This is a genomic window from Brevundimonas sp. (genome assembly GCF_027484365.1).
Classification (GTDB): Bacteria; Pseudomonadota; Alphaproteobacteria; order Caulobacterales; family Caulobacteraceae; genus Brevundimonas.
The window spans coordinates 63,619-88,536 of record NZ_JAIXTC010000003.1; the positions used below are offsets into that span (position 1 = coordinate 63,619).

Here is a 24,918-nt window from a genome sequence, read left to right on the forward strand (position 1 = left end):
GGGTCGTGGACGGTCATCGCACGACCTCGCCGGTAACGGCGGCGACCTGCGCGGGGGCATCGGCCCCGGCGACAGGCGCGGCGACGGCGGGGGTGACCGGCGGCGGAGCCTGGACCGGTTTCAGGTTCGAGAGAGCGGCCTCATCGACCTGCCGTTCGGCCTTCACCGGGGCCAGGGCTGCGCTGCGCGACAGGGCCTCCAGACGGCCGGGCTGTTCCAGACGGGCCGCCTCGGCGCGAAGAAGGCGGACGCGCTGGCTGTTCTCGGCGATCTGGCGTTCCAGCTGACCGATGGCGGCGCTCTCGCGGGCTGCGGCGGCCTTGGCGAGGTAGACGGAGAAGACCATGGCGGCGACGCAGATGACGCCGATAATCTCGATCCAGCGAATGCCGCGGATCTTCCAGCTGAACAGGCGCTGAACCAGATCGCGGGTCATGCCGCAGCCTTCCAGGCAGGAGCCTCGGTGCGGACGGCGGCGCGCAGCTTGGCTGAGCGGGAGCGCGGGTTGGCGGCCAGCTCGGCCTCGCCCGCCTCGCGCGCGCCCTTGAACTGGAGCGTGAAGCTGGGCTTGCGGGTCTCGACGGCGACCGGCGCATGGCGCGATCCGCCGGGGGCGTTGCCGCTACGCTCGGTCAGGAAGGCTTTCACGATCCGGTCTTCGAGCGAATGGAAGGTGACCACAGCCAGACGCCCGCCAGGCGCCAGGGTGCGTTCGGCGGCCTCGAGCCCGGCCGTCAGCTCGCCCAGTTCGTCGTTCACGGCGATGCGCAGGGCCTGGAAGGTGCGGGTCGCCGGATGGGTCGGGGCTCCGCGACGGCCGCCCAAGGCCTTTTCGACGACGTCGGCGAGGTCGAGCGTGCGGGCGAACGCCTGGGTCGTGCGACGACGCAGGATGGCGGTCGCGATGCGGCCGGACTGACGCTCGTCGCCATACTGTTTCAGGATGTGGGCCAGGGGGCCGTGGTCCCAGCCGTTGACGATGTCAGCGGCGCTCTCGCCCTCGCCCGACATACGCATGTCGAGCGGACCGTCGCGCATGAAGGAGAAGCCGCGATCGGCCTCATCCAGCTGCATGGACGAGACGCCGATGTCGAACACCGCGCCGTCGAGCCGCGCTTCGCCGGTCTCGGCAAAGGCGTCGGACAGGCCCGAGAAGGCGGTACGGACCAGCTGGAACCGGCCCGGGAAGTCGTTGGCCACGGCGTCGGCGTGGCGCTGGACCGTCGGATCGCGATCAAGGGCGACGACCCGGGCGCCGGTCGCGAGGATGGCGCGGGTATAGCCGCCGGCGCCGAAGGTGGCGTCGATCACCACGTCGCCGGCCTTCGGGGCCAGGGCCTCGAGGACTTCATCGAGCAGGACGGGGGCGTGGGGGCCGCTCATGCGTCGTTCCCCGGCATGCGGCGGCGCGCGGTGTCGCCGCGCTCGCGCATGGCCTTGCGCGCCAGTGCGCGGCGATCATCCTTGCGGGCATTCCAGCGGGCGCGGTCCCAGATCTGGAAGCGCGGCCCCAGGCCGACGATGACGACGTCCTCGCCGAGACCGGCCTCCTGGCACAGACTTTCGGGCAGGGTGATGCGGCCGCCGCCGTCGTAGGCCAGTTGTTTCTGGCCGCCGTAGACGGTTTCCTCGAGCGCCGTGCGCCAGTCGTCGCCGAACGGCAGGGCCTCGATCATGGCGACGTATTCGGCCATCAGCTTGTCGCCGCCGGCCTCGAGACAGTCGGACTCGACCGAGAAGAAACAGAAGACGCCCAGGTCGGCGCCGTTCTCGGCGGTGCGAAACTCCTGAGGGATCAGGAGACGGCGCTTGCCGTCCAGCTGCTTCTCACTCGTTCCGAGAAACACGCCCGTCCCAATCGAGCCTGTCGGCCCGCCCCCAAGAGTTCATCCCCGCGCCTGAATCGCCGGCGCCGCCAATCCCCACATCGTGGTTATGGGATAGCATGGGACGAACTGGGTCTCAATGGGATTGGTTGACGATATTTAACCAAGTTGGGGATGTTGCAGGGTCGCGACAGCACAAATCAGAACATACATAGAACATCGCAAGTATTAACAGGCTGGGGATTGTGCGCCGTGGTTTGGTCGAAGGGGTTAATGCGGGGTCTGGACCCCTCCGTCGCGGCGCGAAGGTGCGCCGCGCCACCTCCCCATTCACCAAGCGGCGAACAGGGAGGAGACCTTTGGGCTCAAGCAGCGAGCGACCGCGTCGCGAGCGGTAGCCCACCAAAAAGAGAAAATGCCAGACGGCCTGTAAGCCGGGTTCTGTCCCGCCGAAGCGGTGACGATCATTCCTCTGGACCGCCCATCGCTGGGCGGTTCTCGCGACCTACCCGGACGCCTCGGGCGGTGAACCCTGCGGGCGAACCCGCGCGACGTCCCTATTCGGTCTTGCTCCAGGCGGGGCTTGCCATGCCGTCGCTGTTACCAGAGACGCGGTGGGCTCTTACCCCACCCTTTCACCCTTACCCGCGCCGAAACGCAGGAGGTTTGCTTTCTGTGGCGCTGTCCCTCGGGTCGCCCCGGGCGGGCGTTACCCGCCGCCTTTTCACCGTGGAGCCCGGACTTTCCTCGACGGGAACAAGTCCCGCCGCGACCGCCCGGCCGTCTGGCGGAGGCGTGATGCGCCTTGGCGAACAACGGGTCAACCGTACGATGCGGACGGCGCCGGATCATGGTAGGCTCGGGCATGTCTTCGCCCGCCGAAAAGCAGCAGGATCCGATCTTCGACAGCCGCGAGGCGCGTCTGGCCTGGGAACGCGCGCGCATCGCCGAGGCCGAGGCCGACATCGCGGCCGGACGCATCATTCCCGATGAAGACCTCGATGGTTGGCTGGCTGACCTCGTGGCCGGCAAGCCGGTGCGCATTCCCTGAACGGCCAACGCTTTCGAGTCGTCCAGTCCAGCGCGGCGGCGCGAGATCTCGTCCGTGCATACGAATGGTTGACGCAGCCGGGCGCGGGCGTGGCCGCCAGGCGCACCCTGCTGGCCATCGAGGCCGCGATCAAAGGGTTGCGTACCGATCACCACCGCTGGCCGGGCAGCGATCATGACGGTGCCCGAGAACGACGAGTCGACGGCTATACGATCATCTACAGGATCGACGTCGCGGTCCGCACGGTGAGCGTTCTCCGGGTCTTCGGGCCATTTCAGGACCGGTCCACGCTCTAATTCAGCACGCCCGTCACGCTCTCGGCCGTCGCCAGCTGAAGCACGCCCATGAGGGTCGCGCGGGTCTCGCCGTCGGCGATGCCGTCGACCTTCGAGGGCCGCCAGTGGCGCTGGAAGGCCTCGACGGTGATGCGGGTCTCGTCGCTGTACCGGCCGTCGGGAAGAGGCTCGTAGCCGAGCCGGTGGAGGCCTGCCTGAAGCACATGGACGCCGAGGCCCTCGTCTCCCATGCCGAGAGGCACGCCGAGAGCGGCGATGCGCTCCGGAGCCGGTTCGAACCACAGGCCCTGGCGGTGTGCGGCGAGGGTCTTCCAGGGGAAGCGTTCGCCGGGATCCTGTTTGCGGGTCGGGGCGACGTCGGAATGGCCGAGGATGCGGGCGTCCTCGATGGCCCACCGCGCCCTGATCTCGTCGATCAGCTGGATGACCGAGGCGACCTGGACATCGGGGAAGTCGCGATAGCCGAACTCGTGGCCCGGATTGACGATCTCGATGCCGATGGAGACGGCGTTGATGTCGGTCTCGCCCTTCCACCAGGACCTGCCGGCGTGCCAGGCCCGACGCTCTTCGGGCACGAGGCGCAGGACAGAACCGTTCTCATCGACGGCATAGTGGGCCGAAACCTTCGCCTCGGGATCGCGCAGGCGCGCGATGGCGGCCTCGGCGGTCTGCATGCCGGTGTAGTGGAGCAGGACCATGTCGGGCGGGCCGCGACGCTGGTCGAAATTGGGCGACGGGGCTTCCGCGATCTCAAGCATGGGCGGCCTGTCGCCAATGCTCAGCGATGCGGACGTTCCCAGCCGTAGGCGACCCATGTGTCGCCGACCTTCTCGGCCTCGATCACATCGTCATTGCGACGGGCGCGAACCGTGACGCGGCGACGGGCCCGCATCGCCAGTCCGGCGAAGAAGATCAAAATGCTGGCGCAGAGGGCGATCACGGCGACGGCTGCGGCCGTGAAGACAGCCAGCAGCGCCCCGACGGTCAGGGCCGCCACGGTCGCGATCAACCCGCACAGCCACATGACCGGCGCGAGCAGCCCTTGGGGGCGTCGGCGATTCTGGAAGCCGAGGCTGGCGAACGGATCCTGCGTCATCTCTGTCCCTTGTCGAGCGTTCCATGGAACGCCTCAGGCCCTAATGTCGGACCACAGAGGTGAACCGTCAATGACCGGCCGCTTCACAGGCGAGTGTTAATCGCCGCACCCTGACGATCTACAGCGGCTGGTCGGCGAGAACCGAAGCCCCCTGCCCCCGCATCCGTTCGGTCTGGACCCGCGACAGCATCGCCTGGGCCCGGGGATCCGCCATGACCCCGCCGAGGGTCACCAGGGCCCGGGCCGCCTCGGACTGGACGCCGAAGGCCGAGGACAGGGCTTCCCAGGGCGACTGGGGTTCGGGGAAGCGTTTGAAGCGAACGGACTGGTTCTCGGGAATATTGGCCAGCTCGCGCGCCTTGCCGATGGCTTCGGTCAGGCCGCCCAATTGGTCGACGAGACCGAGGGTCTTGCCTTGCGCCCCGGTCCAGACCCGACCGCGGGCGATCTCGCGCACGCGGGCGATGGGGAGCCGGCGACCGGTCGACACACGCTGGACGAACTCCTCGTAGGTCCGGTCCATCGAGGCGGAGAAGGCGGCGCGCTGGGCTTCGGTCCAGCTCGACGAGGGGCTGAAGGCCTCGGAATACTGGCCGCCCACCGACAGGCCGCGCAGGTCGACGCCGAAGCGGCCGAGCGCCTCCGACACCACGAACTTGCCGCCGAACACGCCGATGGAGCCCGTCAGGGTCGACGGCTGGGCCACGATCCAGTTCGCTTCGGAACTGATCCAGTAGCCGCCGGACGCCGCATAGTCGCCCATGGAGACGACGACAGGCTTGTTCGCCGCCTTGGCCGCACGGACGGCGGCCAGGATCTGTTCCGAGGCCTCCGGCGAACCGCCGGGGGAGGAAACCCGGAAGACGATGGCCTTGACCGAGCTGTCCTCTATGGCGTCGTAGATGGCCTCGGCCGTGGCGTCGGACGCGATCGAGGACCCGCCGCCGAAACCACCGCTTCCGCCCGAGCCGGTCATGATCGCACCCTCGCCGCCGACGATGGCGATAGCGTCGCGACCGGTTCCCATCCGCTCGCCCTGGGAGGCGGCGTAGTCGGAGAATTCGAGAATGTCGGAGCCTTTGCCGGCGCGACGTTTCGCCTCGGCCTCGGCCTCCTCGACCTGGCCGATCTTGTCGATCAGCTTCAGCTGCAGCGCCTGGGCGGCCGAATAGGGACCGGCCTCGATCGTGGTCTTCAGCGCCGGCGCCTCGACCTTGCGGTCAAAGGCGGCGTTGGCCAGGGCCGAGTCGTAGATTGACGTCATCCAGGCCGTCATCGCCTCGCGATGCGGGCCGGTATAGTCCGACTGCGTGTACTCATTGACCGCGTTCTTGTACTCGTAGCGCTGCTCGAACTCGGGCCGGACGCCGTATTTCTCGAAGGCGCGTCCGAGGAAGACGCTGTCGGCCGAAAAGCCCGTCGCCTGGAAGTTGGCGGTGTTCTGCATCCACAGCTCGGAGGCGGCGGCGCCGACCATATAGCTGGAGATCACCGTGCCGACGGGCTGGAAGCCCTGGGAATGGGCGATGACCGGCTTGCCCGAGGCGCGGAAGCGGCGGACGGCCTGACGGATCTCATCGGCGGCGGCGGGGGCCAGTCCGGCTTCCGGCAGGCGGACCAGCAGGACCTTGACGTGATCATCCTTCTCGGCCTGGGCCAGGGTGTCGACGATGCCGACGACCGAAAGGCCCGAGCCCCCGAAAGCGGCGAACGGATTGTTCGAAACCTGATCGGTGATGCCCTCACGCAGGTCCAGCTCCAGGACGGCGTTGGCGGGCGTGACCGGCTCGCTGGAGGACGCCGCCGCCGCGATGATCAACACGATCGGCACGACGACGACGAACAGGATCAGGCCGGTGAAGACACCGAGCACCGTCAGGAAAAACTGCTTCATGGGAGGCGAGGCGTCCGGTCAATCGGCCACGGGCGGCCTGGGCCTGAACATAGGCGCCGGGGCGTTGCGGTCAAATGAACGTCGGGTAACAGGGGAATCCCGTCAGGAGCGATCATCTCGCGCCCGCAGCATTGCGATTGAAGACGGAACCGGAAATCCCTATATCGCCGTCTGCGAGCGGGGGCCTATCGCCCCGCGTCATGACTGGACCGCACCTGCCATGCTGGTCACCCTGATGAAGGCCAAGCTGCACCGCGCGACGGTGACCCAGGCCGATCTGGACTATGAAGGCTCGATCGCCATCGACGGCGATCTGCTGGATGCCGCCGGCATCTTCCCGCACGAGCAGGTCGATGTGCTGAACATCACCAACGGCGCGCGGTTCACGACCTATGCGATCGAGGCCCCGCGCGGGTCGAAGGTCATCGGCGTCAACGGCGCGGCTGCGCGTCTGGTTCAGAAGAACGACAAGGTCATCATCGTGACCTACGGCCAGCTCCCGGCCGAAGAAGCCCGCCAGTGGTCGCCGACCGTGGTGCTGCTGGATGACGCCAATGTGGTGAAGGCCGCGGCCTGAACCTTCCCTCTCCCAGAGGGAGAGGGGTTGAGGCCCGCAGAGCGAAGCGATGCGACTTGGCCGAAAGGGTGAGGGATTACGCCCTCACCGGTTCGCACCGTAACCCCTCACCCTTTCGCGCCAGAACGATCGCTATGCGATCGTGCGCTCAAGCCCTCTCCCGCTGGGAGAGGGACGATTTCGCCACCCCCAGCGCCTTCAACGCCGACGCGGCGATATGCTCTGCGTCCAGCCCCGCCTCAGCGTACTGAGCTGCCGGGCTGTCCTGGTCCTGGAAGACGTCGGGCAGATGCAGGGTGCGGATCTTCAGGCCCGCATCCAGCGCGCCCTCGCCCGCCAGATACTGAAGCACGAAGGCGCCGAAGCCGCCCATGGCGCCTTCCTCGACCGTGATCAGGGCCTCGTGATCGCGCGCCAGGCGGGTGATCAGGTCGTGATCCAGCGGCTTGGCGAAGCGGGCATCGGCGACCGTCGCCGAGACGCCGTGGGCCGCGAGGATGTCGGCGGCCTTGAGCGATTCCTGCAGGCGCGTGCCGAACGACAGGAGGGCGACGGCCGTACCCTCGCGGACGATACGGCCCTTGCCGATCTCCAGAGGGGCCGACAGTTCGGGAATCTCTACGCCGATGCCGTCGCCGCGCGGGTAGCGGAAGGCGGACGGGCGGTCGTCGATCTCGCAGGCCGTGGCGATCATGGCGGCCAGATCCGCCTCGTCGGCGGCGGCCATCAGCACCATGCCGGGCAGCGCCCCCATATAGCCGATGTCGAAAGAACCGGCGTGGGTCGAGCCGTCGGCGCCGACCAGACCGGCGCGGTCCATGGCGAAGCGGACCGGCAGTTTCTGGATCGCCACATCGTGGACGACCTGGTCGTACCCGCGCTGAAGGAAGGTCGAATAGATGGCGCAGAAGGGCTTCATGCCGTCGGCGGCCAGACCGGCGGCGAAGGTCACCGCGTGCTGCTCGGCGATGCCGACGTCATAGGTGCGATCCGGGAAGGCCTTGCCGAACAGGTCCAGACCAGTGCCGGACGGCATGGCGGCGGTGATGGCGACGATGGACGGATCGCGTTCGGCCCGCTTGATCAGCTCGGTCCCGAACACCTTGGTGTAGGAAGGCGCGTTGGAGACCGACTTGTTCTGCTTGCCCGAGACGACGTCGAACTTGACCACCGCATGCAGCTTGTCGGCGCTGGACTCCGCCGGCGCATAGCCCTTGCCCTTCTGGGTCACGACGTGGACCACGACGGGCCGGTCGGTGATGGCGGCGGCGTTCTTCAGGATCGGGACGAGGTTTTCCATGTCGTGCCCGTCGACGGGGCCGATATAGTAGAAGCCCAGCTCCTCGAAGAAGGTGCCCCCGACGATCATGCCGCGGGCGTATTCCTCGGCCTTGCGCGCCGCATTGCGGAACGGGCGGGGCATGTGTTCGGCGACCTTCTTGCCGAACTCGCGGAAGTTCCGGTAGGCGCCGCCCGAGACCTGTTTGGCCAGATAGGCGCTCATGCCGCCCACGGGCGGGGCGATCGACATGTCGTTGTCGTTGAGGATGACCGTCAGCTGACCGGTCGTCTCCGCCGCATTGTTCATCGCCTCATAGGCCATGCCTGCGGACATGGAGCCGTCGCCGATCACGGCCACGACCTTGTTCTTTTCGCCCTTCTGGTCGCGGGCGGCGGCGAAGCCGAGCGCGGCCGAGATCGAGGTCGAGGCGTGGGCCGCGCCGAACGGGTCGTATTCGCTCTCGGACCGTTTGGTGAAGCCCGACAGGCCGCCGCCCATGCGCAGGGTGCGGATTCGGTCGCGGCGCCCGGTCAGGATCTTGTGCGGGTAGCACTGGTGGCCGACGTCCCAGATCAGGATGTCCCTGGGCGTGTCGAACACGTGGTGGAGCGCGACGGTCAGCTCGACCACGCCGAGACCGGCGCCGAGATGGCCCCCGGTGGTGGAGACCGCATCTATGGTCTCGGCCCGAAGTTCGTCCGCCAGCTGACGCAGCTGTGCGGCGTCGAACCCGCGCATGTCGGCAGGGACGTGGACTTTGTCGAGCAGGGGAGTGTCAGGCATCTGGAACTCTAGGACTTCAGATCGCAGTATGGCCCTTCTCCCCTTGGGGGAGAAGGTGGGCGGCGGAGCCGCTCGGATGAGGGGTCCGTTTCCCCAACGCCGCTGCGTGGGATCGGATCGCATCGAAGAGCACGTTCGGGTTCGACAGGAAAGCTTCGTTGCCCGAACGGATCACTATGAAACCGGCCCGCTCCAGTTTCTGATCTCGTAGTCCATCCTCTGCTTCCCGCAACCGATGGACGCCGCCGTCCAGCTCGACGACCAATCGCAGCTCAAGGCACACGAAGTCACAAACTGATCCAGCAATCGGCGATTGGCGACGAAACTTCAGGCCTTCGAAACGGCGGTCGCGGACGTGATGCCAGAACACGCTTTCTGTGCGCGTCATGTCGGAACGGAGCCTGCGCGACCTGCTTGTCTGGCCCGACGTTTGCCACATGATCAGGCAGCCCCCTCATCCGTCTCGCTTCGCGAGCCACCTTCTCCCCCGAGGGGAGAAGGATCGCGCTACGATCGACGGTTTAGCACGAAGTCCACACTCCCCTTGAGGTTTTCGGCGTCGGGACCGAACAGGTCGAGGTGGCTGCGGGCCTGATCGGCCAGCTGCGCGACGCGATGCCGCGCCTGATCGACACCCAGAAGGGTGACGAAATTGGTCTTGCCCTGGGCGGCGTCCTTGCCGTTGGCCGCCTTGCCGAGGACGGTCTCATCGCCGTCGACGTCCAGCAGGTCGTCGACGATCTGATAGGCCAGGCCGATGTCATGGGCGAAGGCGGTCAGGGCCTGACACTGGTCATCACTGGCGCCGGCGACGATCAGGGGGATTTCGAAGGCATAGGTGAACAGGGCCCCGGTCTTCAGCCGCTGCATCCGGGCGACGCCCTCGAGGTCGTCACGTACGCCGAGCAGGTCGATCATCTGCCCTCCGGCCATGCCGCGCGCGCCTGACGCCAGGGACAGACGCGCCGCCAGGGCGCAACGAACGGCGGCGTCCTCGTGGGTGTCGGGGTGCAGGATGATGTCGAAGGCCGCGGTCTGGAGCGCATCACCGGCAAGGATGGCCGTCGCCTCGTCATAGGCGATATGGACGGTCGGTCGGCCCCGACGCATGTCGTCGTCGTCCATCGCCGGCAGGTCGTCGTGGACCAGCGAATAGGCGTGGACGCATTCGAGCGCACAGGCAGCGCGCAGCACCGGCCGTTCCTCGATGTCGAACAGGCGCGAAGCCTCCATGGCGAAATAGGGTCGCAGACGCTTGCCCGGCCCCAGGGCCGCATACCGCATGGCTTCGGTCAGACGGGCCTCGGGTCCGTCGGCCCGCGGCAGCAGTTCGTCCAGGGCGACGGTGACGAGGTCGGCGACCTCGGCAACCCGCTCGGCGACGGGCTGGACCGGTGCGTTGGCGGCCAGACGCATCAGAACAGCCTTCCGCCGTTCGGCGCGTCGCGATCGACCCCGACCAGAACGACCTCCCCGTCCGCGTCGGGGAAGCCCAGGGTCAGGACCTCGGACATGAAGGGACCGATCTGGCGCGGGGCGAAATTGACGACCGCCGCGACCTTGCGGCCGGTCAGCTGGTCCGGGGTGTAGTGGCGGGTGATCTGCGCAGACGAGCGTTTGACGCCGATCTGCGGACCGAAATCGATGGTCAGTTTGAACGCAGGCTTGCGAGCCTCCGGAAACGGCTCGGCGCGCACGACCTCGCCCACCCGGATATCGACCTTGAGGAAGTCGTCGAAGGCGATGCGGTCGGCCAGGGGAGAGGCGATCGCGATCTCCATCATCCGAACTCGGCCGGCTCGACGCCCTTCGCCTGGCCATCTGAGCCGACGACGATCTTCTCGACGCGCAGCTGGGCGGCCTTGAGGCGAGCCTCGCAATGGGCTTTCAGGCGCGCGCCCTCCTCGTAGAGGGTGATGGATTCCTCCAGCGGGGCCTGGCCGGACTCGAGGCGCGACACGATGGTCTCCAGACGCGACAGGGCGTCTTCGAAGCTGAGGTCGGTCGGGATGGAGGGGGCGGCGTCTGACATCCGGAAGACCCTAGAGGCGAGCCGCTTTCGCTTCAACGGGGAACCGGCGTTGCAGGGTAAACGGCGTTCAGACGCGCTCGTAGCGCCGTTGCGACCAGTATCTGAAGCCCTGGTTGTGAACCAGCGTCCAGCCGTCAGCCTTCAGCCTGCTGCCGACCATATGGTTGAAATAGCCGTGGGCCAGAACCAGCACGTCCTCGCCGGTCTCGGCACGGGCGATGAGCTTCTGCGCCGCCTGTTCGGCCCGGGCCTCCGCCTCGGCGCGGGTCTCCTGACCCTCGTGGTGGTCGAAGGCGTGCCACCAGAAGCGGGCGACGGCGCCCCAGTATTTCGGCGGCAGCCTGAACCACGACGGGAAGTGCGGCGGCGGCAGGGGCGCCTCGATGAACATCACGTCAGAGACGACCTCACGACCGGCCGAGACGGCGGAGGCGGTTTCCTGCGCGCGCTGGCGGGTCGAGGCGAAGATCACGCCGGCGCCGGCGGCCGTGGCCAACAGTTCAGGCGGCGGGGTCTGGCCGGCCAGCAGGCCGCCGAGCTCATACTTCGCCCACCAGTCGCGGTACTGGTCCGACGTCAGCATGCATTTGCGCGACAGGGCCGGCTCGCCGTGACGGGCGAGGGTGATCGAGCCGGGGCGCGAGGGCTTCAGCATCTGGCCGGCATCTTGTTCGACACTGTCTGACGTCATGCTGCGGATGAAAGGAAAGACGGCCCAGGGTAACGCTGTGCCGACATGGACCTTCCTTACGCCTCCCCCAGGGCCCGCACATGGGCGAGGGCCGATTGGCCCAGTCCTTCGAGGTCGTAACCGCCCTCCAGCGAAGAGACAACCTTGCCGCCGCAATGTCGCCGCGCGACCTCCAGCACCGCGCGGGTCGCCCAGGCGAAATCCCCGGCCTCAAGGCTCTGGTGGGCGAGCGGATCGCGCCGGTGGGCGTCGAAGCCGGCGGAGATGATGATCAGGTCGGGCGCGAACTCGTCGAGCGCGGGCATCAGCCCGCCCGAGAAGGTGGCGCGCCATGATTCGCGGGCGGCATGCGGCTCGACCGGCGCATTGACGATATTGCCTACGCCGGTTTCGGACATGGCACCGGTGCCGGGATAGAGGGGCATCTGGTGGATGGAGGCGAGGAACAGGGTCGGGTCCGCCTCGAACGCCGCCTGGGTGCCGTTGCCGTGGTGCACGTCGAAATCGACGACGGCGACCTTCGCCAGGCCCAGTGACTGGGCCACGCGCGCGGCGACGGCGACATTGGAGAACAGGCAGAAGCCCATGGCCTGGTTCGGCTCGGCGTGGTGGCCGGGCGGGCGGACGGCGGCGAAGGCGCGCAGTGCATCTCCCGCCGCGACGGCGCGGACCGCGTCGATGGCGGCCCCTGCTGCGAGACGGGCGGCGCGGACGCTGCCGGGCGAAAGGACAGTGTCGGCGTCGAGACGGGCCAGGCCGCTGGCCGGCGACGCTGCGATCATGCCGGCGACGTAGTCGGCGGGATGGATCCGCTCCAGGTCGACGACGGCGGCTTCGGTCGCTTCGCGGTGGTCGAGTTTCAGGTCGGCGTCGTCGAGCGCGGCGAGGACGGCGGCGAGACGTTCGGGCCGCTCCGGATGCCCTGCGCCGGGGGCGTGGGCGATCATGTCGGTATGTGTGAACAGGGCGACGGACATCGCCCCAGCCTACTAGTGCATCAGGCAAAACAACATCCGTGCATGGGCCTGAAGACGGTGATGGCCGAAAAGATGTTGAGACACGGAGGGGCTTGGGCGAAAGCGGGGAATGACCGACACCGTGATCCGCCCCCCTCGCCCGGAAGACGCCGCAGCGCTCGGCGCCCTCGGTCGCCAGACCTTCATCGATACCTTCGTGGCCGAGGACGGGTTCGCCATCCCTTACCCCGCTGCGGACCTCACAGCCTTTCTGGACGCCAGCTTCTCGACAGAAGCGACCACGAAGAAGCTTTCGGAACCCGGCGCGGCCTGGTGGGTGGCGGAGCGGGACGGCGAGTTGCTGGCCTTCGCCAATACCGGCCCGAACACCCTGCCCCATCCGGAAAGCTCGCCCGGAAACATGGAGCTTCGCCGCCTCTATGTCGGCAAGTCGGCTCAAGGCCTGGGCCTCGGCACAGAGCTGCTGAGACTGTCGCTGGACTGGATGGAGGCCAACACCGACGGCCCGCTGTGGATCGGCGTCTGGAGCGGGAACCTGAAGGCCCAGAAGCTGTACGGGGCCTACGGCTTCGCGAAGGCCGGCGAGTACCAGTATCCGGTCGGCGCCTGGCGCGACCACGAGTTCATCTTGCGGCGCGGCTGAGCGCGGTCCAGGGTTTCAACCATGCTCCTCCCCTTCTTCTCCGCTCTTCGCCAGGCGAAGGTCCCCGTCTCGACCAAGGAATGGCTCCATCTGATGGAGGCCATGGACAAGGACGTGGCCGGCGGTCGGGTCGAGGATTTCTACCACCTGTCGCGCTCCGTGCTGGTCAAGGACGAGAAACACTACGACCGGTTCGACCAGGTCTTCGGCACGGTGTTCAAGGGCATCGAGACGATCGGCGCGGGCGAGGAACCCTCGCTCGACGTGCCCGAGGACTGGCTGAAGCTGCTCAACCAGAAATTCCTGACCGACGAGGAGAAGGCCGAGATCGAGGCGCTCGGCGGCTTCGAGAAGCTCATGGAAACGCTCAAGCAGCGGATGGAGGAGCAGCAGAAGCGCCACGAAGGCGGGAACAAGTGGATCGGCACCGGCGGGACCAGTCCCTTCGGGCACGGCGGCTACAATCCCGAGGGCGTGCGCATCGGCGGGCCGGCCAAACACGGCCGGGCCGTCAAGGTCTGGGAGAAGCGCGAGTACAGGAACCTGGACGACACGGTCGAACTGGGGACCCGCAACATCAAGGTGGCACTGCGTCGTCTGCGCCGGTTCGCGCGCGAGGGCGCGGCCGAGGAACTGGACATCGACGGCACGATCGACGGCACGGCGCGTCAGGGCTGGCTCGACATCCGCATGCGGCCGGAGCGGCGCAACACCATCAAGGTGCTGCTGTTCCTCGACGTCGGCGGCTCGATGGACGGCCACATCAAGCTCTGCGAGGAGCTGTTCAGCGCGGCCAAGACCGAGTTCAAGAATCTGGAGTTCTTCTACTTCCACAACTGCCTCTACGAGGGGGTGTGGAAGGACAACCGGCGTCGCCACGCCGAAAAGATCCCGACCTGGGACCTGCTCAACAAATACCCCGGCGACTGGCGGGCCATCTTCGTCGGCGACGCGACCATGAGCCCCTATGAGGTCACCATGCCCGGCGGATCGGTCGAGCACTGGAACGAGGAGGCGGGCGCCGTCTGGATGCGCCGCGCGCGGCTGCAGTGGGACAAGTCGGTCTGGCTGAACCCTGTGGCCGAGCGGTACTGGAGCTATACGGCCTCGGTGAAGCTGCTCAGCGAGGTCATGGACGAGCGGATGTTCCCGCTGACGCTCGACGGGCTGGACCGGGCGATGCGCGCCCTGACGCGCTGACACGCAGGCGTGACCTGCGGGAAGGCGCGTTTCATGCGAGCATGACCGGAGTGCAGGAGAGATTTCGATGCTGACCGCCTTCGCCATGGCCATGGTCCTGCAGCAGACGGTCGTGTGGGAGACGCCGGCCCCTGCCGCAGAGGCCGGGCCGGCCGAAATCGCCGCGCCGGCCAGCGACCTGCCGGCCTGGGCCCTGGCCGATCCGTTCGCCTGGGAGCGGTCGCAATGCAGCCCGCTGGTGAGCCGCGAACCGGTGGACGTCTGTCAGACGCGGGTGCGGGTCGAACTGGCCGCGGCGCTGGGCGACCGGTTGCCGGCCGGGCTGAGACCTGCCGGCGAGCCGGTGCCATGCCTGGCCACCCCCGCCGATGACGGCGCCTATCCGGTCCAGTGCGGCCTGCCCGAGCGCCAGGCGGCGGCGACCGTGATCCCGACGGTCCCCGACTGCCGGTCGCGTCCCCAACGTCAGGGCGGTTCGGTGGCCTTCGTCACCGACTGCCGTCCACAGGGCGAGAGCGAGGGCGGTCTGTCCTTCCGCCTCGGCGGCCGGGACTAGGCCCGCCGCAAAAAGGCCGCCCCGAAGGGCGGCCTTTCAATGCATGGATCGCAACGGGCTCAGTGCTTTTCGTTGACGGCGTCCTTGATGCCGCCGACGGTGTTCTGGACCTTGCCCTCGACCTGTCCGGCCCGGCCTTCGGCCTTCAGTTTTTCGTCGCCGGTGACCTTGCCGACGCCTTCCTTGATCTTGCCGCCGATGTTCTTGGCGGCGCCTTCGATGCGATCGTGATCAGCCATGGGGAGGCTCCTGAATTTGGCGTCGTCCCTGTGACGACGCCAAATTCAGGAGCGGTTCAGGGCGGCCCGCGTTCCGTATGGTGCCGCTTGGGCCCTGCGCCTCAGCCAGGCGGCCACAGCCCAGGCATGGGCGTCGTGGCGGAGTTCTGCCAGGGCCGTTCGGGGATGGAGCCAGACCAGTTCGTGGTCCTCCTCGACCTTCAACGCCGTATCGAGCGCAATCATCTCCGCGATCCAGAAGCCGCCGACGTTGTTGACCGGCTGGCCGTCCGACTTGCGGAAGTACTGACCGGCCTCGGCGATCCGCTCGATCGGGCGGACGGTCATGCCCGCCTCTTCCACGAACTCGCGGACCAGGGCCTGTTCCTCGGTCTCGACCCCGTCCACGGCGCCGCCGGGCAGGTCATGGTACGGGGTGTCCCGGGTCACGCGGACGCAGGCGATCTTCTCATCGCGGAAGACCAGGCCGAAGGTCGCGGGGCGGTGGAGATAGTCGGCGCCGGGCTCCGCCACCCCGAACTGAAGCGAGGGCTTCAAAGGTCGAAGGCCAGGCGCGCGCGGACGCCCTTGTGGGCGCCGTCGAACTCGACGGCCGACCGCAGCCCAGAGGCCATGGCCGTGATGATCTTGCCGCCCAGGCCCGTGCCCTTCGGCTTTCCGTCCCCCAGGCCCGGGCCGTCGTCCTCGACCGTCAGGAGGGCGCGGCCGGTCTCGTCCGGGCACAGGATCACCCGGATCTCGCCCGCCTCGCCGGCCGAATAGGCGTATTTCACGGCATTGGTGACGAGCTCGGTGACGATGACGCCCAGCGACACGGCCTGATCGGTCGAGACCCGCATCGGCTCGGCCCGGAGCGTGATGTTGGGCGAGGACGCATCCGATCCCAGCGACTTGGTCAGTTCACCAACGAGACCGTCGAGATAGGCCTGCATGTCGACCGTCTCCATGTCCCCCGAAGTGTAGAGCCGGCGGTGGACGTGGGCGACGGCCTCGATCCGGGCCTGGGCCTCGCGCAGGGCGTCGCGGGCGCCCTCGTCGGCCATGTGGCGCAGCTGCAGCGACATGAAGGTCGAGACGAGTTGCAGCGAGTTGCCGACGCGGTGATTGACCTCCCGCAACATCGCCTCGGCCCGGTCGCGGGCGAGACGGACCTGTTCCTGGGCCTCCTCGTTCTCCCGTTCCAGACGACGGCGCAGAAGCGCGTCTTCCAGGGCTGAACGCAGCAGGGCGGTGAAGTCCTCGGACACGTCCTTGATGACATAGTCGGCGGCCCCGGCGCGCAGGGCAGCGACCGCGATCCGGCCTTCCTGTGCGCCCGTCACATAGACGACCGGCGGGGGCGCGGGGCGATGCAGGATGTCGGGCAGAACCTCGAGACCGTCGCGGCCGGGCATGTAGTGGTCCAGAGCGCAGATATCGAAGTCAGCGGCGTCCAGCGCGGCCACGCCCTCGTCCCCGTCGGCGGCGAGCGTGACCTCGTAACCGTGACGGCCGAGCTCCTTCTGCACGAGCCGCGACAGGCCGCGGTCGTCGTCGATGTAGAGCAGCCGGATGGGCGGCTTTTCGGGCGTCATTCGATCTCGGGCGCCTGCATGACGGACAGGAACAGCCCCAGCTGGCGGATCGCGCCGGCGAAGCTCTCATAATCGACCGGCTTGGTGATGTAGACGTTGCAGCCCAGATCGTAGCAGCGCTGGATCTCGGTCTTGTCGTCGGTGGTGGTCAGGACCACGACAGGCGCGCGCTTCAGACGTTCGTCCCGCTTCACCTCGGCCAGGATGTCCGTGCCCTGCATATCCGGCAGGTTCAGATCCAGCAGGATCAGCATCGGCCCGTTGGCCCTGATCTCTTCCGAGAACAGATAATCCAGCGCCGGCTGGCCATGGTCGAAGTGGACGATCTCGTTGGAGATATTGGCCCGCCGAATGTTCTTCTCGATCAGCCTGGCGTGGCCATGATCGTCCTCGACCATGACAATCTTTACGGGGTTGCTCACAGGGTCTCTCCGGCGTCGTCGAGGATGAGGCGTTTGGGGAATTTCAGGCGGAAAGTCGAGCCTTGGCCAAGGGCCGACTCGACGTCGATCGAGCCGCCCAGACGACGAACGCTGTTCCTGACGAACGCGAGGCCGAGCCCCTCGCCCGGGCGGTCCTGACGGCCGGACCGGCGGAAAAGTTCGAAGATGCGTTCATGGTCCTTGGGGGCAATGCCGCGCCCCTGGTCAGCGATGGCGAACTCGACCCAGCCGCCGGGCAGGTCCTGGCCGCTGACCTGGATGCGGTTGCGGCGCGACGGGTCCGAGTATTTGACTGCGTTCTCGATCAGATTGCCGATGATCTGTTCGATCGACAGGCGGTCGCTTTCGAAGGGGACCATTTCACCCACGATGAATGCGGTGTCCGTCTCCTCGAGCTGGTGACGAATGCTGTCGGCGGCGGCGCGGGCCATCTCGCCGATGTCGAGCGTTTCCGGGGCGAGCCGACGTCGGCCGTCGCGCGAGAGCTTCAGAATGGCGTTGATCAGACGGTCCATCTTTTCGGTCGAGGCGCGGATGAAGCCGATGGCCTCCGGGACATCCTCCCGCGCGGCGATGATGGCGTCTCTTTCGATGAGATCGGGCGCGACGGTCTCGACCTTGGTCAGCTGCAGATCGATGGTCCGGCCGGCCTGCTCCAGTTCGGCCGTGTAGCCCATGACGTTGACGAGCGGCGAACGCAGGTCATGGCTGACGATATAGGCGAAGCGCTGGACCTCCTCATTGGCGCGGGTCAGGGCGGCGGTGCGGGCCTTGATCGTCTCTTCGAGCCCGGCGTTGACCCGATCGAGATCGGCGCGCGCCCTCGCCAGGTCCATCAGGTACCGACGCACCAGCATCGCGACGATCGCGCCGAGGAGGAGGATCAGCAGGCCTGCAATGGCGTTGACGATGATAGTGATGACCGCCGAGCCTTCGGACCTCGCCCGCTCGGCTGAAACGCGGGCGCCGAGCTGGGAATCGAGGGTCGAGATTTCGGCGTCCATCTGCTCCATCAGGGCCTTGCCGCGGCCGGAACGGACCTGACTGATCGCCTGCCCGTTCTGTCCGGTCCGCGACAGGTCGATGACCCGGGACATCTCGAGGAACTTGTCGCGCGACAGTCGGCTCAGGGCCTCTACGGAGGCCTGGCCGACCTCGTCGTCGCCGGCGAGCTCGGCCAGCCGATCCAGCAACCGTGGCGCGGCCTCGGCGCTCTGGTCGTAGGTCAACAGGAAGCTGGTCTGACCCGTCAGCAGATAGCCGCGCTGGGCCGTCTCTGCGTCCTTGATGTTCAGCAGAACCGTCCGTGCCGAACGACGCAGCTGCCAGGTCGCGTCCACCTGCTCGTTGAAGGCCGCCGTGCGCTGGATCAGGACGAAGGTGGAGAGATTGACCAGCAGCAACAGGGCGATGGCGCCGGCCAGAAGCAGGAAGATGGAGCGCCCAAGGGTTCCCGCGCGCAGGAACCGGCCGAACTGCACGAGGGTTTCAGGAAAGATCGTCGACATCACCGAAAGCTTTAGCGTCGCACATTCGCGTGTCCAGTGAAGTCATTCGCGGCTTAAGCTGTGCAGGACCACAGTGTTGCGTTAACAAGCTTTGCCGTTTCGGGAGTGGGTATCATGTTGTGGTGGTGGTGGATCGCGCCGACGGCCCTGGCCATCATCGGCGTCCTTATTCTGTTCGCTGGACTGGCTTCACTGTTCCGGGGAAAGTTCTTCGGTGGACTTTTCGGCACGGCAGGAGGCGCCGCCCTGACGGCGATGGCGCTCGGAGCGGCCCTGTTGGGCCAGAACGTCCAGACCTACGCGCGTCTGACCCACGAACGCCCCGTCGCAACATTGTCGATCCGCCAGCTGGCGCCCCAGTATTTCGAGGTCGTGGTGACGCAGCCGGCGGCCGGCGACCTTCCAGCCCGCACCGCCGTCTATCCCGTCAACGGCGATGAATGGCGGATGGAGGCCCAGGTCCTGAAATGGAAACCGTGGGCCAATGTGGTCGGTCTGGATTCCCAGTACCGGCTGGACCGCCTTTCGGGCCGCTACCGGAACATCGAACAGGAACGGACCGGCGCCCGCAGCGTCCACGCCCTGTCGGGCGGCGATGTGAAGACCGGCGCTCTGGCCTATGTGCCGTGGACCCTGAACGTCTGGGACGTGGCGCGGCGGTATCGCCGCTACGTCGACGCCGTGGACACCCTCTACGGGTCCGCCGCCTATATGCCGATGGCCGACGGCGCGACTTATGAGGTCTGGATCACCCAGTCCGGCCTGGTGGCGCGACCGACCAACGAGGCGGCGCGCGCGGCGTCGGCGGGCGGGTTTATCCGGGTCGACTAGACCGACCCGAGCGTCCGCAAACGCGCCTTGGGGTGGACCTCGTTCTGGCTCATCACCACCGTCTGCCCCCGGAAGCGTTCGATGATCGAGCGGACGTACGGGCGGATCTGCGGGCCGGTCAGAAGCACCGCGCTCTCGCCGGCCATGGCCGCGCGTTCGAACACGTCGCGTACGGCGCGGATGAAGTCCTGGAGTCGCGACGGCGCCATGGCCAGTTGCTTGTCCTCGCCCTGACCGACAAGGGCCTCGGCGAAGGCGGCCTCCCAGTCGGGCGACAGGGTGATGATCGGCAGGGCGCCGTCCTCGGCCTTGTGCTGCCAGCACAGCTGACGCGCCAGTCGGGTGCGGACGTGCTCGACCAGGGTCGTGACCGATGACGAGTGCGGCGCGGCCTCGGCCAGGCCTTCCAGGATGGCGCCCAGATCGCGGATCGAGACCTTCTCGCGCAGCAAGGCCTGAAGCACCCGCTGCAGCGTCGTGACGGTGACCACCGAGGGCACCAGTTCGTCGACCAGCTTCTTCTCTTCCGGCCCCAATTCCTTCAGCAGCTTCTGCACCTCCGCATAGGTCAGCAGGTCCGCCATATTCTCCTTGAGGATCTCGGTCAGGTGGGTGGTCAGCACCGTCGAGGGGTCGACGATGGTGTAGCCGCGGAAGGTCGCTTCCTCGCGCAGGCTCTCGTCGATCCAGGTGGCGGGCAGGCCGAAGGCGGGCTCCTTGGTGTGCTCGCCGGGCAGTTCGACCTGACGACCGGCCGGGTCCATCGCCATCAGCGAACCGAGGCGGACCTCGCCGGCGCCGGCCTCCATCTCCTTGATGCGGATGGCGTAGCCCTGGGTCGGCAGGCGCATGTTGTCGAGGATCCGCACCGACGGCATGACGAAGCCGAACTCCTGGGCCATCGCGCGGCGCAGGGCGCGAACCTGATCCGTCAGGCGGCGGCCTTCGAGGTCGTTGATCAGGGTCAGCAGGGAATAGCCGAGCTCGATCTTGACCTCGTCGATGGTCAGGGCCGTGCCGATCGGCTCTTCCGCATCGTCCTTCGGCTTGCCGGCATTGGCGGCGGCCGCCAGTTCGGCCTCGGTCGGCTGGGGCTTCAGCTTGGCTCGCCCGTGATGCCACGCCATGTAGCCGGCGCCGATGGCCAGGCCGCCGAAAGGCAGGATCGGCATGCCGGGGATCAGGGCCAGAAGGCCGGATGCAGCGGCGACCATGCCGAGGCTGATCGGGTTGGTGGCGAGCTGGGCGACCAGGGCCTTGTCGGCCGAACCCTCGACGCCCGCCTTGGACACGAGGAAGCCTGCGGCGATCGAGATGATGATGGCCGGAACCTGGGTCACCAGACCGTCGCCGATGGTCAGCTGGATATAGGTGTTGGCCGCCTCGCCGATGGGCAGGCCGTGCTGGATCGTGCCGATCAGGATACCGCCGATGGCGTTGATGGCGACGATGATCAGCCCGGCGACAGCGTCACCCCGCACGAATTTGGACGCACCGTCCATGGCCCCGAAGAAGGTCGACTCCTGCTCCAGCTCCTTGCGGCGGAGCTTGGCCTGGTCCTCGGTGATCAGGCCGGACGACAGGTCGGCGTCGATGGCCATCTGCTTGCCCGGCATGGAGTCCAGGGTGAAGCGGGCCGAGACCTCGGCGATCCGGGTCGAGCCCTTGGTGATGACGACGAAGTTCACCACCAGAATGATGGCGAAGATGATGATGCCGATGATGAAGTCCCCGCCCATCATCAGGGCACCGAAGGCATTGATGACCTGACCGGCCGCGTCGTGGCCCTCGTGGCCGTGGGTCAGGACCAGGCGCGTCGAGGCCAGGTTCAGCCCGAGGCGGAACAGGGTCGAGATCAGCAGCACCGTCGGGAAGATGGCGAAGTCGAGCGGACGCTTCATCATCAGCGCCGTCATCAGGATCAGCACCGACGAGACGAGGCTGATGGCCAGAAGCAGGTCCAGCAGGAACTTCGGGACCGGCAGGATCAGCAGCAGGATGACGCCGATCACGCCGACGGCCATGCCGACCTCGCCGCGCATCAGCCAGCCGCGGATGTCGCCGCCGGTCGGACGGGCCAGGCCGTCCTTCATCATGACCGGGGTGTCGGTCATGCGCGACCGAGGGCGGTCAGGGCCAGACGGGTCGCTTCTGCGATCACGGCCTCATTCTCCGGACGGTCGAAGGCGGCGTGGTAGTAGGCGGCGAGGATCACCGGCGCGCCCGAGGGCGGATAAAGAATGCCGATGTCATTGGTCGGGCCGTAGCCGCCGGTGCCGGTCTTGTGCGCCACCCGCCAGCCGGCCGGGACGCCCGCCTTGATGCGGTCGACGCCGGTGGGCGAGGCGAACATCCAGCCCAGCAGGATCGTCTTGGAGTCCTGAGACAGGGGCGAGGCCGGGTCGATGAACAGGCGATGGATGTTGGCCGCCGACTGCGCCGGGGTGATGGTGTCCTTGTCGCCGTCGAGGCGGTTCATCTCGGGCTCGAAGCGATCGACGCGGGTCGAGGCGTCGCCGATGCCGCGATAGAAGGCCTGCATGGCCCCGAGGCCGCCCAGGGCCTTCAGCAGCAGGTTGGCGGCCGGATTGTCGGACACCTCGACCGTACCCTTCATCAACTGCTCGACGGTCAGGCTCGAACCGATAGCGGGCTCGGTGACCGGAGCGTTGTTGGTCATGTCGGCGCGGGTGACCGGGATGAGGCGATCGAGCTGTTCCTCGCCGGCCTGGACCCGCAACAGGGTCGCGGCGGCCAGATACATCTTGAAGGTCGAGCAATAGATGAACCGTTCGTCGCCGCGCGCGGTCAGCTGGCGGCCTGTACCGAGATCGTGGGCGAACAGGCCGAACCGGCCGCCGTGGGCCTGCTCGAGGGCGGACAGGTCGAGGGCTTCCGGCGCGGGCGGCGCGACCGGAGCCGCGGCCTCGCCCTTCGGCGCGCAGCCGATCAGGCCGAGCGCGCCAAATCCCGCCAGAACCGTCCTGCGATCCGTCACGCCGCGTTCGCGCCGTAGGCGGCCGTGGCGATGCCGGTCTGGGGCGCCATGATCTGCGTGCCCTCGTCGGCGTATTCGTTGAGCTTGTTGCGCAGGGTCCGGATCGAGATTCCCAGGATGTTGGCCGCGTGCGTCCGGTTGCCCAGGCAGTGGCTCAGGGTGTCGAGGATCAGGGTCTTTTCCATCTGGGCCACCGTCTGGCCGACATAGGCGCGGGAGACGGCGTCGGCGGTCTGGGCGGCGCGGGCGGCGGGACCCGCGTCCGACCCTGCGATTGCGCCGGTCAGGGGCTGGCCGTCCGGCAGACGGATGGCCTCGGCGTCAATCTCGGCGCCGACGGCCAGCAGGACCGCGCGGTGCATGGCGTTCTCGAGCTCCCGCACATTGCCCGGCCAGCGGTGGGCGGCCAGCGCGCGACGGGCGTCCTGTGACAGGGGCCGCACCGGCACGCCGTTGGCGGCGGCGTATTTCTTGACGAAGTGATCGGCGAGCACCGCCACATCGCCGGGCCGTTCGCGCAAGCTGGGCAGGCGCAGGTTCACGACGTTCAGCCGGTACAGCAGGTCCTCGCGGAACACCCCCTCGGCCACCGCCTTGGCGAGATCGCGGTTGGAGGTGGCGATGATGCGGATGTTGACCGGCACGGGCTTGGTCCCGCCGACGCGGTCGATGACCCGCTCCTGGATGGCGCGCAGCAGCTTGGCCTGAAGCCGGGCGTCCATCTCCGAGATTTCGTCCAGCAGCAGGGTGCCGCCGTCGGCCTCCTCGAACTTGCCGATGCGGCGGGCCACGGCGCCGGTGAAGGCCCCCTTCTCGTGCCCGAACAGCTCGGATTCCAGCAGGTTGTCCGGGATGGCGGCGCAGTTGACGCTGATGAACGGCCGCTCGGCGCGCTTGGAATGCTGGTGCAGATAGCGCGCCATGACCTCTTTACCGACGCCGCTTTCGCCGGTGATCAGGATCGAGGCTTCCGAGCGGGCGACCTGGTCGGCCAGCTTGATCACGGCCTGCATCGACGGATCAGCCGAGATCAGCGGACGCTCGTCGTCGGCGACGGCGGCCAGGACGGCGGCGATCAGGTCGGCGTCGGGCGGAAGCGGGATGAACTCCTTGGCCCCGGCGCGGATGGCGGCGGCGGCCTTTTCCGCATCGTTGTCGACGCCGCAGGCGACGACGGGGACGAAGATCCGCTCGGCGTCATTGGCGGCGATCAGGGCCCCGATGTCGAGGTTGTAGTCGACCATCAGCAGGTCGGCCCCCTGCCCCCGCCGGAGCTGTTCCGTCGCCTGATCCGTGCGTTCGACGTGACTGACCTTGGCGCCGTGCGCCATCGCCATCTTCACCGCCGCCGCGAGCTGGCCCGAAAGCCGTCCGACCACCAGAAGCCGCATGGGTCTTCTCCTCTAATCCGTACCGGGACCGGCCGCCGTCAGGCCGCCGAATCCTCTGTCTTGATGATTTCCGTCATGGTCACGCCCAGGCGATCCTCGACGACGACGATCTCCCCGCGGGCGACCAGCCGGTTGTTGACGAAGATATCGATGGCCTCGCCCACCTTGCGGTCCAGCTCCAGAACCGAGCCGCGGTTGAGCTTCAGCAGCTGGGCCACCGTCATGTGGGCCTTGCCGAGGACGGCGGAGATGTTCACCGGCACATCGAACACGGTCGACAGGTCGGCGGCGGACTTGTCCCCGAACTCGTCCATCGTGGCCAGGGCCGTGGACTCCGGGAACTCTTCGAGGGCGAGGTCGTCGGCCATCACAGTTCACTTCCGTTGATCAGGGGTTCAGCGTGCCCGGCCTCGGCGGCCAGGGCCGAGGTCAGGGCGGTGGCGATCCGGTCGGCGGCGGCGGCTGGATCGAAATCGGCCCGGCCATCGGCCCATTCCAGCTGGAAGGCGGCGAGCGGCAGGGACAGGTCTTCGCGGAAGGCGACCACGCCGGAGAAACCGGCGTCGACGCAGATCGCCTGGATCTTCTCCTGGACGCCCGGCTCCAGCCCCGAGGCGCGCACCACCAGACGCGGCGATCCGTCGATCTCCTGACCCAGGGTCTCCAGAGCCGACTGCAGCGGGCCGATCGGCAGGCGTTCCAGCGAGGCGGCGGCGATGACGCGGGCCGCGGCCAGGGCCAGGGCCGCCGACTGTTCGCGGTGGGTGTGGGCGACCTGGGTCAGGGCGGGGATGGCCTGGCCGAGCGCCTGGCCGATGGCGGCCACGCCCATGGCCTCGATGCTCGAGGCCTCCGCCAGGGCTTCCTCGCGCGCCTCGAACCGGGCCTGGGCCACCAGGGCCTCGACCTCGGACGGCATATAGGCGCGCTTGGTCGGGCGGAAGGTCGAGGCGCGCACGACCGAGCCCTCGCCGTCGAACTCGGTGTCGAAGACGAAGGGACGGCTGTTGATCGGAGCGTGATCGGTCAT

At 67.7% G+C, this 24,918-nt stretch carries 30 protein-coding genes and 1 other RNA gene; 7 read left to right on the forward strand and 24 right to left on the reverse strand.

The window, feature by feature from the left end:
* Positions 1-13 precede the first annotated feature (13 nt).
* The 4 genes from ftsL to rnpB form a co-directional block, all read right to left on the reverse strand.
* A complete protein-coding gene (ftsL, locus tag Q0044_RS00895; RefSeq protein ID WP_298158361.1) occupies positions 14-436 on the reverse strand; it encodes a cell division protein FtsL in 423 nt (140 codons plus the stop codon).
* Positions 433-1,383 carry a 16S rRNA (cytosine(1402)-N(4))-methyltransferase RsmH gene (rsmH, locus tag Q0044_RS00900; protein ID WP_298158363.1) on the reverse strand — a complete coding sequence of 317 codons (951 nt, stop codon included), beginning with the start codon at positions 1,381-1,383 and terminating at the stop codon, positions 433-435. Before rsmH ends, ftsL begins: the two co-directional genes overlap by 4 nt.
* On the reverse strand, positions 1,380-1,847 hold the full coding sequence (locus Q0044_RS00905; protein WP_298158365.1) for a division/cell wall cluster transcriptional repressor MraZ: 468 nt from the start codon (positions 1,845-1,847) through the stop codon (positions 1,380-1,382). The genes rsmH and Q0044_RS00905 overlap by 4 nt, the downstream gene beginning before the upstream one ends.
* Positions 1,848-2,240: 393 nt before the next feature.
* Positions 2,241-2,614: RNase P RNA component class A (rnpB, locus tag Q0044_RS00910), an RNA gene on the reverse strand.
* 77 nt (positions 2,615-2,691) lie between these two features.
* Here rnpB and Q0044_RS00915 point away from each other — a divergent pair.
* Entirely contained in the window at positions 2,692-2,877 is a 186-nt protein-coding gene (locus tag Q0044_RS00915) for a hypothetical protein (RefSeq protein WP_298158367.1), read from the forward strand.
* The gene (locus Q0044_RS00920; RefSeq protein ID WP_298158503.1) at positions 2,874-3,173 is read left to right on the forward strand and encodes a type II toxin-antitoxin system RelE/ParE family toxin; all 300 of its coding nucleotides are present in this window, start codon (positions 2,874-2,876) and stop codon (positions 3,171-3,173) included. The genes Q0044_RS00915 and Q0044_RS00920 overlap by 4 nt, the downstream gene beginning before the upstream one ends.
* On the opposite strand, the gene Q0044_RS00925 is transcribed toward Q0044_RS00920, so the two are convergent.
* From Q0044_RS00925 to sppA, 3 genes are all read right to left on the reverse strand, one after another.
* Entirely contained in the window at positions 3,170-3,931 is a 762-nt protein-coding gene (locus Q0044_RS00925; RefSeq protein WP_298158369.1) for a peptidoglycan recognition protein family protein, read from the reverse strand. The two genes, Q0044_RS00920 and Q0044_RS00925, sit on opposite strands and share 4 nt — an antisense overlap.
* A gap of 20 nt (positions 3,932-3,951) precedes the next feature.
* On the reverse strand, positions 3,952-4,269 hold the full coding sequence (locus tag Q0044_RS00930; RefSeq protein ID WP_298158371.1) for a hypothetical protein: 318 nt from the start codon (positions 4,267-4,269) through the stop codon (positions 3,952-3,954).
* A 118-nt stretch (positions 4,270-4,387) separates the two neighbouring features.
* Positions 4,388-6,163 carry a signal peptide peptidase SppA gene (gene sppA, locus Q0044_RS00935; protein ID WP_298158373.1) on the reverse strand — a complete coding sequence of 592 codons (1,776 nt, stop codon included), beginning with the start codon at positions 6,161-6,163 and terminating at the stop codon, positions 4,388-4,390.
* A 220-nt stretch (positions 6,164-6,383) separates the two neighbouring features.
* On the opposite strand from sppA, the gene panD reads away from it, so the two are divergent.
* Positions 6,384-6,740, forward strand: coding sequence for an aspartate 1-decarboxylase (gene panD / locus Q0044_RS00940; protein WP_298158375.1), 357 nt, complete (start codon positions 6,384-6,386; stop codon positions 6,738-6,740).
* A 148-nt stretch (positions 6,741-6,888) separates the two neighbouring features.
* On the opposite strand, the gene dxs is transcribed toward panD, so the two are convergent.
* From dxs to Q0044_RS00975, 7 genes are all read right to left on the reverse strand, one after another.
* Complete coding sequence (dxs, locus tag Q0044_RS00945) at positions 6,889-8,805, reverse strand: 1-deoxy-D-xylulose-5-phosphate synthase (protein WP_298158377.1); 1,917 nt, start codon at positions 8,803-8,805, stop codon at positions 6,889-6,891.
* A 16-nt stretch (positions 8,806-8,821) separates the two neighbouring features.
* The gene (locus Q0044_RS00950) at positions 8,822-9,244 is read right to left on the reverse strand and encodes an endonuclease domain-containing protein (protein ID WP_298158379.1); all 423 of its coding nucleotides are present in this window, start codon (positions 9,242-9,244) and stop codon (positions 8,822-8,824) included.
* Between the two features lie 68 nt (positions 9,245-9,312).
* Positions 9,313-10,221: a polyprenyl synthetase family protein gene (locus Q0044_RS00955; RefSeq protein ID WP_298158381.1), complete on the reverse strand. Its 909-nt coding sequence runs from the start codon at positions 10,219-10,221 to the stop codon at positions 9,313-9,315.
* A complete protein-coding gene (locus Q0044_RS00960) occupies positions 10,221-10,586 on the reverse strand; it encodes a tRNA-binding protein (RefSeq protein ID WP_298158383.1) in 366 nt (121 codons plus the stop codon). Before Q0044_RS00960 ends, Q0044_RS00955 begins: the two co-directional genes overlap by 1 nt.
* Positions 10,586-10,837 carry an exodeoxyribonuclease VII small subunit gene (locus Q0044_RS00965; RefSeq protein WP_298158385.1) on the reverse strand — a complete coding sequence of 84 codons (252 nt, stop codon included), beginning with the start codon at positions 10,835-10,837 and terminating at the stop codon, positions 10,586-10,588. The genes Q0044_RS00960 and Q0044_RS00965 overlap by 1 nt, the downstream gene beginning before the upstream one ends.
* A gap of 67 nt (positions 10,838-10,904) precedes the next feature.
* The gene (locus Q0044_RS00970; RefSeq protein ID WP_298158387.1) at positions 10,905-11,492 is read right to left on the reverse strand and encodes a histidine phosphatase family protein; all 588 of its coding nucleotides are present in this window, start codon (positions 11,490-11,492) and stop codon (positions 10,905-10,907) included.
* Between the two features lie 92 nt (positions 11,493-11,584).
* Complete coding sequence (locus tag Q0044_RS00975) at positions 11,585-12,505, reverse strand: histone deacetylase family protein (protein WP_298158389.1); 921 nt, start codon at positions 12,503-12,505, stop codon at positions 11,585-11,587.
* Between the two features lie 109 nt (positions 12,506-12,614).
* On the opposite strand from Q0044_RS00975, the gene Q0044_RS00980 reads away from it, so the two are divergent.
* The 3 genes from Q0044_RS00980 (at position 12,615) to Q0044_RS00990 (ending at position 14,904) form a co-directional block, all read left to right on the forward strand.
* A complete protein-coding gene (locus tag Q0044_RS00980; RefSeq protein WP_298158391.1) occupies positions 12,615-13,148 on the forward strand; it encodes a GNAT family N-acetyltransferase in 534 nt (177 codons plus the stop codon).
* A 21-nt stretch (positions 13,149-13,169) separates the two neighbouring features.
* Positions 13,170-14,348 carry a vWA domain-containing protein gene (locus Q0044_RS00985; protein WP_298158393.1) on the forward strand — a complete coding sequence of 393 codons (1,179 nt, stop codon included), beginning with the start codon at positions 13,170-13,172 and terminating at the stop codon, positions 14,346-14,348.
* A 67-nt stretch (positions 14,349-14,415) separates the two neighbouring features.
* On the forward strand, positions 14,416-14,904 hold the full coding sequence (locus tag Q0044_RS00990; protein WP_298158395.1) for a hypothetical protein: 489 nt from the start codon (positions 14,416-14,418) through the stop codon (positions 14,902-14,904).
* A 59-nt stretch (positions 14,905-14,963) separates the two neighbouring features.
* Here Q0044_RS00990 and Q0044_RS00995 read toward each other — a convergent pair whose 3' ends face one another.
* The 5 genes from Q0044_RS00995 to Q0044_RS01015 are packed head-to-tail and all read right to left on the reverse strand — an operon-like array spanning position 14,964 to position 18,668.
* Positions 14,964-15,143, reverse strand: coding sequence for a CsbD family protein (locus Q0044_RS00995; protein WP_298158397.1), 180 nt, complete (start codon positions 15,141-15,143; stop codon positions 14,964-14,966).
* Positions 15,144-15,188: 45 nt separating this feature from the next.
* Entirely contained in the window at positions 15,189-15,680 is a 492-nt protein-coding gene (locus Q0044_RS01000; RefSeq protein WP_298158399.1) for an NUDIX domain-containing protein, read from the reverse strand.
* The gene (locus Q0044_RS01005) at positions 15,677-16,717 is read right to left on the reverse strand and encodes a sensor histidine kinase (protein ID WP_298158401.1); all 1,041 of its coding nucleotides are present in this window, start codon (positions 16,715-16,717) and stop codon (positions 15,677-15,679) included. The genes Q0044_RS01000 and Q0044_RS01005 overlap by 4 nt, the downstream gene beginning before the upstream one ends.
* Positions 16,714-17,139 carry a response regulator gene (locus Q0044_RS01010; RefSeq protein WP_298158402.1) on the reverse strand — a complete coding sequence of 142 codons (426 nt, stop codon included), beginning with the start codon at positions 17,137-17,139 and terminating at the stop codon, positions 16,714-16,716. The genes Q0044_RS01005 and Q0044_RS01010 overlap by 4 nt, the downstream gene beginning before the upstream one ends.
* Positions 17,136-18,668 (reverse strand): sensor histidine kinase, encoded by a 1,533-nt coding sequence (locus Q0044_RS01015; RefSeq protein ID WP_298158404.1) that lies wholly within the window; start codon positions 18,666-18,668, stop codon positions 17,136-17,138. The genes Q0044_RS01010 and Q0044_RS01015 overlap by 4 nt, the downstream gene beginning before the upstream one ends.
* Positions 18,669-18,782: 114 nt before the next feature.
* On the opposite strand from Q0044_RS01015, the gene Q0044_RS01020 reads away from it, so the two are divergent.
* Complete coding sequence (locus Q0044_RS01020; RefSeq protein ID WP_298158406.1) at positions 18,783-19,499, forward strand: hypothetical protein; 717 nt, start codon at positions 18,783-18,785, stop codon at positions 19,497-19,499.
* Here Q0044_RS01020 and flhA read toward each other — a convergent pair.
* The 5 genes from flhA to Q0044_RS01045 are packed head-to-tail and all read right to left on the reverse strand — an operon-like array spanning position 19,496 to position 24,918.
* Positions 19,496-21,595, reverse strand: coding sequence for a flagellar biosynthesis protein FlhA (flhA, locus tag Q0044_RS01025; RefSeq protein WP_298158505.1), 2,100 nt, complete (start codon positions 21,593-21,595; stop codon positions 19,496-19,498). The two genes, Q0044_RS01020 and flhA, sit on opposite strands and share 4 nt — an antisense overlap.
* A gap of 14 nt (positions 21,596-21,609) precedes the next feature.
* On the reverse strand, positions 21,610-22,497 hold the full coding sequence (gene bla / locus Q0044_RS01030; protein WP_298158408.1) for a class A beta-lactamase: 888 nt from the start codon (positions 22,495-22,497) through the stop codon (positions 21,610-21,612).
* The gene (flbD, locus tag Q0044_RS01035; protein ID WP_298158410.1) at positions 22,494-23,888 is read right to left on the reverse strand and encodes a sigma-54-dependent transcriptional regulator FlbD; all 1,395 of its coding nucleotides are present in this window, start codon (positions 23,886-23,888) and stop codon (positions 22,494-22,496) included. Before flbD ends, bla begins: the two co-directional genes overlap by 4 nt.
* A 38-nt stretch (positions 23,889-23,926) precedes the next feature.
* Positions 23,927-24,256, reverse strand: coding sequence for a flagellar motor switch protein FliN (gene fliN / locus Q0044_RS01040; RefSeq protein WP_524536143.1), 330 nt, complete (start codon positions 24,254-24,256; stop codon positions 23,927-23,929).
* A complete protein-coding gene (locus Q0044_RS01045) occupies positions 24,256-24,918 on the reverse strand; it encodes a FliH/SctL family protein (RefSeq protein WP_298158414.1) in 663 nt (220 codons plus the stop codon). Before Q0044_RS01045 ends, fliN begins: the two co-directional genes overlap by 1 nt.